The organism is Haliscomenobacter sp. (genome assembly GCF_040403615.1).
Lineage (GTDB): Bacteria > Bacteroidota > Bacteroidia > Chitinophagales > Saprospiraceae > Haliscomenobacter.
Map to the genome: position 1 here is coordinate 2829 of NZ_JBBAKG010000140.1, position 10098 is coordinate 12926.

The 10098-nt window shown below is 45.5% G+C and carries 6 protein-coding genes; 4 read left to right on the forward strand and 2 right to left on the reverse strand.

Annotated features, from left to right (window positions below):
• On the reverse strand, nt 1–511 hold a 511-nt coding region (locus ABW391_RS26210; protein ID WP_353484869.1), incomplete at its 3' end, for a formylglycine-generating enzyme family protein.
• Between the two features lie 470 nt (nt 512–981).
• On the opposite strand from ABW391_RS26210, the gene ABW391_RS26215 reads away from it, so the two are divergent.
• The 4 genes from ABW391_RS26215 (at nt 982) to ABW391_RS26230 (ending at nt 8392) form a co-directional block, all read left to right on the forward strand.
• Nucleotides 982–2070 (forward strand): PDDEXK nuclease domain-containing protein, encoded by a 1089-nt coding sequence (locus ABW391_RS26215; RefSeq protein WP_353484870.1) that lies wholly within the window; start codon nt 982–984, stop codon nt 2068–2070.
• Between the two features lie 347 nt (nt 2071–2417).
• The gene (locus ABW391_RS26220; RefSeq protein ID WP_353484871.1) at nt 2418–6485 is read left to right on the forward strand and encodes a pre-peptidase C-terminal domain-containing protein; all 4068 of its coding nucleotides are present in this window, start codon (nt 2418–2420) and stop codon (nt 6483–6485) included.
• Nucleotides 6486–6649: 164 nt separating this feature from the next.
• A complete protein-coding gene (locus ABW391_RS26225; protein ID WP_353484872.1) occupies nt 6650–7051 on the forward strand; it encodes a methylglyoxal synthase in 402 nt (133 codons plus the stop codon).
• A gap of 69 nt (nt 7052–7120) precedes the next feature.
• On the forward strand, nt 7121–8392 hold the full coding sequence (locus ABW391_RS26230) for an aminotransferase class V-fold PLP-dependent enzyme (RefSeq protein WP_353484874.1): 1272 nt from the start codon (nt 7121–7123) through the stop codon (nt 8390–8392).
• A 51-nt stretch (nt 8393–8443) separates the two neighbouring features.
• Here ABW391_RS26230 and ABW391_RS26235 read toward each other — a convergent pair whose 3' ends face one another.
• The gene (locus ABW391_RS26235; RefSeq protein ID WP_353484873.1) at nt 8444–9829 is read right to left on the reverse strand and encodes an MATE family efflux transporter; all 1386 of its coding nucleotides are present in this window, start codon (nt 9827–9829) and stop codon (nt 8444–8446) included.
• Between the last annotated feature and the right edge of the window lie 269 nt (nt 9830–10098).

A 10098-nucleotide genomic window follows, 5' to 3' on the forward strand; every position in this document is an offset into this window, starting at 1 on the left:
CGTTACCACTCATATCACAAATCCCCAATTCGTTGGGCAGCTTGAGGCCTACAGGTTGGGTTTGTCCGTGGCTGTTTTGGTTGTACCAGCCTACTTCGTCCAGCACATTGCTGCCGGTGTAGCGGTAGCCTTCCGATTTTTGGCCACCCCGTGCTGCGTATTCCCACTCGGCCTCGCTGGGCAGCCGGAAATGTTGATCAGCGGCAAGTCGCGTATCTGTTGCATTGAGTTTTTGGAGGAAACGCTGGGCATCCTCCCAGGACACCTGTTCTACAGGGCGATTTGCACCCTGAAAATTGGCAGGATTGTCGCCCATGATTGCCGCCCACAAGGCCTGGGTGACCGGGTATTTTCCGATGGCGAAGTCGGGCAGGGTAACGGCATGGATTTCCTTTTCATCATCATAGGCTTCGGGGTCATCGCTGCCCATCATAAACGTACCGCCGGGTACCAGCACCAGTTCGCTGTACTCGATGTCGGGATGGATGCGCTCAAAAGGTGGAAATGGCATGGTGAAAGGGTTTTGTGGGTTGTCAGTGATCAGCGGTTGGCTTTCAGCGCTCAGCTTTCAGAGGTCAGCTTTCAGCTTTCAGCAGGTAGCGATCAGCGCTTGACTTTTGCGCTGTACATTTTGGTTTTGTGGTTTCAAAATGGTCATTTAGATTCTGTTTATACAATTGACTTTCTAAAAAGTCATACTATTTTCAAAGTCCACTTGCAAAATAGTGTAACTTTTTGAGAAAACGTTCCTACAAACGTGGCATCTTGCTTATCATTGAAACCCATTTGCCCAACAAGCAGTAGCGATAATCACTGGCATGAGGTCAGTGGTCATAGCCCAATGTGTCTTATTCAAAGTGTGGTTTTTGTACGCAGTAAAATAGTTCAACACAAAAAAACAATTAGTTTTTTTATTTAGCCTAAATAAATTAAATTGCACCAATTACTGCTTCTAGACATACGCTCGAAAATATTCAAACCATGCAACTCAACGACTTGATCTTAAACCTCGATCAAACCAATGTTTTCTTTATTCAACAGGTAAACAAACAGGTAAATGTCGCACTTACCCTCCGCAATTGGTTTTTCGGTTTTTACCTCTTTGAATATGAACAGTTTGGTGCCGATAGAGCTACATATGGTACTAAATTGTATCGGACTTTAGCTCAAAAGCTACAAGCAAAGCGCATAAAAGGATTCTCCTACACCAATTTGCACCTTTACAAGCAGTTTTATCAAACCTATCCTCAAATTGTTCAGACAGTGTCTGAACAATTGAACTTACCAACAAGTATGCAAGAAATAATAAAAGCGAACCCTGTTCTTTCCGAAAATTCTCCGCTTTCTCCGGATATTACACTCTTAATCAACCAATTGAGTTTTTCCCATTTTATTGAGTTCCTAAAATGTGATTCCTCCCTACAACGCGCTTTTTACGAAACATATAGCCTAAGCAATCAATGGACAGTGCGTGACTTACAACGCGCTCGAAATAGTCTTTTGTTTGAACGCACAGGTCTTAGTACAGATAAAGAAAGTGTACTGCAAAAAGTACAGCAGCAGCAGGATATTGTGCCAAGTGACCTCATTCGAAATCCATACATTTTAGAATTTTTAGGATTACCCGAAAAACACAGTTACCAAGAAGCGGAATTAGAAGAAGCTATTGTCTCTCATTTGCAAGATTTTTTGATCGAACTTGGACAAGGTTTTTGCTTTGAAGCACGCCAAAAGCGTATTACTTTTGACAATACCCATTATCGGATTGATCTTGTGTTTTATCATCGTTTTTTAAAGTGTCATGTCTTGATTGACCTAAAGATCGGTGAATTTACACCTGCCGATGCGGGCCAAATGAATATGTATCTGAATTATTACCAGGATAATGAAATGAACGAAGGTGATAGCCCCCCGATCGGTATTATTCTTTGTGCTGGAAAAAACGAAAACCTAGTAAAATATGCTACTACAGGGCTATCTGAACAACTTTTTGTAAGTAAATATCTTATACAGTTGCCAAGTGAAATGCAACTCAAAGCTATTATTGAGGCTGAACAATCGAAGTTATAAACAGCTTTTAATTAATGCCTTGCCCCAAAAATCAGAATAATTTTATTGGTTTTGATCAGGCTTTCCTGTATGGTTTGCTTTAAAGTCCGTTCGACTACTATTGCTGAGCAATACTTTTCAACAAACACACTTGATTCTCGCGGAAATCCGCGAGAATTCACACCGAATTCTCGCGGATTTCCGCGAGAATTAGCATCAAATAATCTTTCCCACCGAAAGTTGCCTAAGTATGACACAAAATCCTCCCATTGATCCAACACAAATCCACCAAAATCACGTTTTAGATCAAGAGAACTACAAGTTTATGCATCCCTAAACCCCGGACGCTAACAAAAGAACACCATACTATGAGACTACACTTACTTGCTATCTTTTGCTGTTTTGTTGCGGCTTATTCCCTCAGTGGTCAAACCATTTGCACCAAAGTCAGAAACATTGCATGTGACATTACCTACAGGGACAGTACCAATTTTGAAACCAGTCTCAGCAACCGTTATCCGTGTGGGGAAGGGTCTTTTCCGGGGAGAGAGCGGGTCTACAGATTCAATTTAACTCAGCAACGCAACATTTATATTTCGCTGCAAATTGATAAGGCTGGAGTCGATCTGGACTTGTTTTTGCTGAGTTCGTGTACCTTGAGTGGAGATGCTTGTCTGGCGTACAGTACCTCAAATACCCGAAAAGAGCAGATTATCCAATCTCTGGATGCAGGTACTTACTACATTGTGGTGGATGCGAAATTGGCCGAGGCAATTGGGAGTTATCGGCTCAAAATTACTTGTGTAGACAACATCTGTCAACGCTCCATCTCTTCCATCAGCTGTGGTGAATACAAAGCCAAAGAAAACCTGGACAACGCCCTTAACCTGATCGACGAATACCCAGGCTGTCTGAATAAGACCTTTTCCGGTCGGGAAAAGATTTATCAACTTGATCCAGGTTCCAATTCCAGCATTCAGGTGGGTTTGCATGTAGACACCAGCAGTAAAAAAGAATTTGATTTGTTTCTAGTGCAAGTGGATGAAACCTGCTACGAGATTACCTGCCTTGCGCAAGCCACCGCTTCGGCCATCAAGGGCAGTAAATATTTGTTTAGCGACCAGCTTGGAGGCGGCACTTATTTCCTAATTGTTGATTCTCAGGATTTTTATACTTCCGGGGAATTTTCCATAGACGTTTCCTGTGCGGACTTGCCTTGTAGCAATTTGACTGCAATAAATTGCCGTGCTCCACTTCTTGGAGCCACCAGCATAGCGGCCAAAGATCGCAGCAAAGTGAGTCTTTACCGGGTTAGGCAAGAAAATGCCCCTGATAAATATTACCCAGGACAAGCCGGGCCCGAGAAAATCTATTCATTTGAAGTATTTGAAGCCCAGAATGTTACTTTAACCTTGAGCCAGCCCGGCGAACTCAAACCAAAAGACTTGAGCATTTTTGTGCTCAAAAATTGCGACAAACTAGATGCCGTTGCAGCAACTACGACCAGAGGCAGTGGCACAAAGACGCTTACTGTTTTTCTCAATCCCGGTACTTATTATGCGGTTGTGGATCAGTTTTTAGGCGCCGATGCCTATAAATTTTCGCTGGACATTCAGTTTACCCAGGCTTGTACCAATATTTGTGATTACGGTGGTGCTTTTATTTCCAGAGGGACGATTTTTTCCAATGAATTGTCGCGGTCAGAAGTTGCGCCAATTTTACTGTACGCGGATGAATGCGTAAAAGACGCCTTTGGCAATTTTTCAGCTGGAGGAAAAAGCTTGTATGCTGATGTTTTTTTGTTCAACAATGAAGCAGCGCAAAGCCCAATTGTGTTAACCCTGAATGCCAGCAGTGGCGCTCAAAACATCCGTGGTTTTATCATGCGTTGTGATTCTACGGCAAAGACAAGTTGCCTGGGCTTTACCGAGAATGGCACCCTGGATTTGGGCCCAAGTGCCACGGGTTTTTATTATGTAGTCATCCTGGGTACCCAAGCTATCCCTTATACTTTTAGCATTACGCCCAAGGGGGTGTGCCAATCCAATCCCGAATCCATTCCACTGAATACGAGCATTACCCGCACAGTCAGCGGAAAGCAGAACGATTTCAGCATCGGCGGTAGTGGTTTCAATGGGTATAGCAACTGTTACAGCGGTGCACGGGGCTATCAGGGCGAGGATGTAGAATTTCAATTCACGGTACCTTCTAATGTTTTGGTCAACATAACCCTTAGCTCCAGTGCGCAGATGGGGCTATTCCTTTATGGTTACGTTTGCGGAAAAGGATGCCTTGATTATACCCAAACCCCGATAGGTGGAGGAACCGGAGAAATTAAGGATTTCCCACTCAGTCCCGGGACTTATTACTTGATTGTAGACAAAAACGATCTTGCGCCTGAAAATGGTGAATTCAGCATCAGCATCAATACCCGACCAGCCAACTCTCGACCCTTTTTTCTGGCCTACGATCCGCTCAATTCCAATTGTGTGCAAAGCAACCGAAAAGGGCATAGCCTGGAAATCAATAAAAAAGCTGCCGCCTATCAATTGACTGCAAGCGACAAATGGTATATTTTTCCTGAACAACTGAGTCCTCAGGCCAGGGCCAATGAAAGGAATTGGGATCCCAGCCCCAGTGAGGAAAAAATGAAAATAGGTGAACTCAGAATGGACTCCCTGGGCGATGCCCAAAAATGTGGCTTCAGAGACCGTGATTCCCTCTTTATTGTGGTTGAAACCAATGACAAAGACCAACAATACATCCAGGAAATTCTGCCAGAATACGCAGCTCCACTACCCGGCAACGCGGTCACGGCCAAAGGACTATACAAGCCTGGAGGGGTAAGTTTGATCCCGGCATTTCGCTTCATTCGTCCCAGGCATTTTGCACTCAGCATCAATCAGCTCATCGTCAATCCCAATGAAAATGTCACCCAATCGATTGCATTGAAAACCAATGTTAAATTCAGGGTCAAAGTAGAACCCGCAGTGGATTACATCAAGATCATGGACTACCAAAGCATCTACCCAGCCGAAGCACAAGAAATTAAATTGTCCATCGCCAAAAACAGCAGTGGAAAACCCCGCGAACCGGTGAAATTGATTTTCACGTCCCTTGGCACTCCAGCATACCGCACAGAAGTACTCATCCAGGAGAAACAATGTATTCCCTTTGCAGCCAGCCTTGTAGCCAGTGAATCCACCACCTTGTGTCCGGGTAGCTCCATTACCTTGAGTGCGGCTGTCACCAACGGTAGTTTATCCGATTATGTTTATTCCTGGAGCAATGGTTCAACTGCTACTTTCATCGAGTTAAAAGATTTAAAATCGGGTACCACCGAATATGCGCTTTCCGTTACGCCGAAAAATGAAAGCGTATGCGAAGTAAAACCCTTGAAGCAAACCATCACAGTATTGGCTCGGCCTAATGCTCCAGTAGCGGTCAAATCAGAAGTAGGGGTTTGCAATGGTCAATTTGTGCCTTTGCTATCGGTGCTGCCTCAAGCCGGAGTAACGACCAACTGGTACAATAGTGCCAATGAACTATTGCCCGCTGTAGACGCAATCAGGTTTCTGCCTAGAGTAAGTCAGCCTGGCGCGTACACTTATTTTGTGGAAACGCAAAGCAGCGCGGGTTGCATCAGCGCAGAGCGCATTCCCATCAAACTGATCATCTATCCCAAATTTACCCTGGCCAATGAAACTATTGAGAACCAAGTGTCGTGTAAAGGAGGCAGTGATGGGGTCTTAAACGTACGGCTCAATGAACCTATCAACGGTAGCCTCATCTATCGTTGGTCGGATGGTGGAGAAGGCAGCCGCAGGACTGGCTTGAAAGCAGGGCCTTATACCGTAACCTTGAGTTTTGGGTCTAGCTGTACCCAGGGGTTTTCCGCCATCTTGCAGGAGCCCGACTCGCTAAAAATTGCCGTAAAAAGCATCAAAGCCGATACCAGTTCCAAAAACACCGGCGGCATTGAGGTTGCAGTAAATGGAGGCACCCCTCCTTACCGCTACCAATGGATTCGGGAGGGGCAATCGTTTAGTGCCACCCAAAATCTGGTTGTGGCCAGTGCAGGCAATTACCAATTGGAGGTAAGGGATCAAAAACAATGTGTACGGCTAAGTCCGATCATTCCCGTTCCGAGGGTTGTTTTGAGTTCAAGTAAGGATCACACCTGGGCTGCACGAATCACCGTCTCCCCAAACCCAACAGATGGGGAGATTGACATTGCTTTTGACCTTCCCCGAAGTATAGAAGTATCTGCCGAAATTCTCAATGCGCAGGGTGCGTCTATGCTAAAATTGCCACCTCAACAAATGTTAAAGGGAATCATCCACACAGAACTTCGGGGATTAGAAGCTGGAATTTATTTTGTTAAAATTGGATTTTCCGGTGGCTTGGTGCTGAAGAAGGTGCTGTTGGTGCATTGAAGTGGGGATTGGGTTGCGCCGAGATGGAAGATTTTGAAACCGATCCACTACGTGTTTCCCCACCCTAATTGACAATCCCAAAAGTTATTCTATTTTTCACTCCATTTCACTGGTGCATAAACTCATAACTTATTCTATTTTCGCCATCAAGAAAATTCCACAATATGACCATTGCCTTGATTGCACACGATACCAAAAAAGTTGACATGGTGGGTTTCGTTCGAGACCACATCAACTTTTTTAAAGAATTCAATATTCACTTAATCGCCACCGGAACCACTGGATCTTACCTCGAAAAAGCGGGCCTTGAAATTGAAAAAATGCTCAGTGGGCCATTGGGCGGTGATGCTCAGATAGCCAGTCGCATGGTGGAAGGGAATGTAGATATGATTATTTTCTTTCGCGACCCGCTAGGCAAACACGCCCATGAAGTGGACGTAAGCATGTTGATGCGCCTTTGCGATGTACACAACATCCCCTTGGCCACCAATCCAGCGGCAGGTTTGCGCTTTGTACAATCGTTGCAGCATGAGATGAACTTCGAGATAGCAAAATCTAAGAAGTGAAATGTGGAATAATTGGAATATCAATTTAAAACCATGAATAAAGTGGCGTTTTAAAACCATTAACTAATGATGGAAAAAATCAACAAACGCAAATTTTTAAAAAACCTGGCCACTCTGGGAGGAGCAGCCATACTTTCGATCACCCATATGGAAAATATCTTTGCTCATGTGAGCCACCTCAATCCGCTGGATCTAGCCCGAGACGAAGATTTTTGGCAACAGATTCGAGCGGCCTACTCCGGTACCAAAGACTTTATCCAACTTGAAAATGGGTATTATTCTTTGGCCGCTACAGAGGTTTTGGAAAATTACATCCAGCATATCCGCAAAGTCAATGCGGTTTCATCGTATTACATGCGGACTCGGCAGAGCGACGACAAGCTCGCTTCCCGACAAGCCCTGGCCAGGGTATTGGGCTGCCCGGTCGAAGAATTGATTATCACCCGCAATACCACCGAATCATTAGACACCATTATTGCAGGCATTGATTGGAAATCAGGGGATGAGGCCGTCATGGCCGAACAGGATTACGGCGCCATGCTCGACATGTTCAGGCTCCAAGCCCGGCGCTATGGAATTGTCAATCGGATGGTCTCCGTACCACTCAACCCCAGCTCAGATGAGGAGATCGTAGACCTTTATGAAAAGGCCATTACCCCCAAAACGCGCCTGTTGATGATCTGCCACATGATCAACATTACTGGCCATATCCTGCCAGTCAAAAAAATAACCGACATGGCGCATCGGCACAATGTGGAAGTACTGGTGGATGGTGCACATGCTTTCGCTCACCTCGATTTTAAGATTGCAGATTTGGGCTGTGACTATTATGGCAGCAGCTTGCACAAGTGGACGGGCGTGCCTTTGGGTGCAGGAATCCTATACGTTCGCAAAGAAAAAATTGCCAAAATTTGGCAGCTATTCGGCGACATGGGATATGACGATGACGACATCCGCAAGCTGAACCATACTGGTACCCACCCGGTAGCTACCGATCTGGCCATCCAGGATGCCATTCGTTTTCATGAAATGATCGGCGTTCAGCGCAAGGAAGCCCGCTTGCGTTACCTCCAGCGCTATTGGACGGATCAGGTACGCAATCACTCCAAGATTTTTCTCAATACCCCTACAGCACCGGAGCGTTCTTGTGGCATTGCCAACGTTGGCATCGAGGGCATCAAGCCCGGCGATTTGGCTAAAACGTTGATGGAGAAATACAAAATCTTCACCGTTGCCATCGATACGGCCAACGTCCACGGCATTCGGGTGACGCCGCATTTGTACATCAGCACCAAGGAATTGGATTTATTCGTCAACGCCTTGAAACAAATCGCGGTGTAGGGTCAACCCCTGCGTGGTTGCCCCTACACGGTCGACCACGCAGAGTTGCCCCTACACGGTGATTTGTTTCCATTTGCCCCGTTTAAAAATCACAATCAAAATCAACGCCAACAAACTTTCACTGGCGGGAACGGCAATACAGATGCCCATAACTTGCCAATCAAGGGTAATGGCCAGAAAATATCCAAGTGGAATTTCAACCAGCCAGAAGCAAATGAAATTCACGATCATGGGCGTACGGGTATCGCCAGCACCATTGAAGGCTTGACTGATCACCATTCCAAAAGCGTACATCACATTGCCCAAGCTAAGTACGCGCAAAGTCATGATGCCAATTTTGATCACCAGCGGTTTATCCGTAAAAATAGTCATGATCAAGGGGGCAAAAGCGATGCATAGCACAGATACAACCAACAAAAACAGGGTATTGAAATATCCTGCACGCCAAGCAGATTGCTCGGCCCGTTCTGGTTGCTTGGCGCCCAGATTTTGACCCACCAAAGTCGCCGCAGCGTTGGCCAAACCCCAAGAAGGCAGCAACGCAAAAATAATCACCCGAATGGCGATGGTATACCCCGCAACAGATTGGCTGCCGAAACGCGAAATGATGCGCATTAAAAAGATCCAGCTTGCCGAAGCAATCAAAAACTGAAATGCCCCGGAAATAGAAACCTCAATCAACTTTCGGATGATGCCCCAATCAATTTTGATGAGTTTGCGCCCAATTTGAATGGCACCCTTGCCCCAAAAAAGGTTGTACAGCTGGTACAGCACCCCGATGCTGCGCCCAGTAGTGGTGGCAATAGCTGCGCCAGTCACTCCAAACGCAGGAATTGGGCCAAGCCCAAAAATGAAAATGGGATCGAGAATGATATTGAGACCATTGGCAATCAGCAGTGTACGCATGGCAATCGCTGGATCCCCTGCGCCACGAAATACGCCATTGAGCAAAAAAAGCAGCAGAATGACCACATTAGAACCCAGCATAATGCGCACAAAATTGACGCCAGTAGCAATGACGGCGGGGCTTGCACCCATCAAGCGCAAAATGTCTTCCGCCATAAAAATGCCGATGATCCCAGTGATGATGCCAAATCCCACCCCAACCATCAGCGCTTGAAAAGCAGTAAATGAGGCTGCTTCGGGATTTTTTTCACCAATGCGTCTTGCAACCAGCGCCGTAGCACCAGAACTACAACCGATGGCTATGGAATAGATTAGGGTCAATACCGCTTCGGTGAGGCCAATTGTAGTCACTGCATCTACGCCCACTCTGGATACGAAAAAGATGTCAACCAGCGCAAACAAGGATTCCATAAACATCTCAATCACCATGGGGATGGCTAAAATAATCAGGGCTTGATTCAAGCCGCCCGTTGTGTAGTCGCGTTCTTTGCCTTTGAGGGCATCCAGGATAATGGTAAATGTACTTTGCATGGTTATTTTCGGGTTATCGGTATTCTTATTTGGATGTTGAGTTGAAAATCCAAATCCAAAAACCTTAGAACTACTTTTCCGTTCCGTTCGTCGCCAAAAAATTGCAAGTAACGCAGAAAAATTAACTTCCCGATTTTGGGTTTTGAATAGGAAGTCGAACGGTTCATTTCAAGTGAGCTTCCTATTCAAAAGCCTCTCAAAAAATCGGGATGTAATTTTTTGCGTCAGACTTTGCTTGGAATTTCTTATTTTCCGGTCTCACAAATGAA

Excerpts from the sequence above, each read along its gene's own strand:
- ABW391_RS26215 (WP_353484870.1), top strand. The coding sequence starts at position 982 with ATGCAACTCAACGACTTGATCTTAAACCTCGATCAAACCAATGTTTTC.
- ABW391_RS26220 (WP_353484871.1), top strand. The coding sequence starts at position 2,418 with ATGAGACTACACTTACTTGCTATCTTTTGCTGTTTTGTTGCGGCTTAT.
- ABW391_RS26225 (WP_353484872.1), top strand. The coding sequence starts at position 6,650 with ATGACCATTGCCTTGATTGCACACGATACCAAAAAAGTTGACATGGTG.
- ABW391_RS26230 (WP_353484874.1), top strand. The coding sequence starts at position 7,121 with ATGGAAAAAATCAACAAACGCAAATTTTTAAAAAACCTGGCCACTCTG.
- ABW391_RS26235 (WP_353484873.1), bottom strand. The coding sequence starts at position 9,829 with ATGCAAAGTACATTTACCATTATCCTGGATGCCCTCAAAGGCAAAGAA.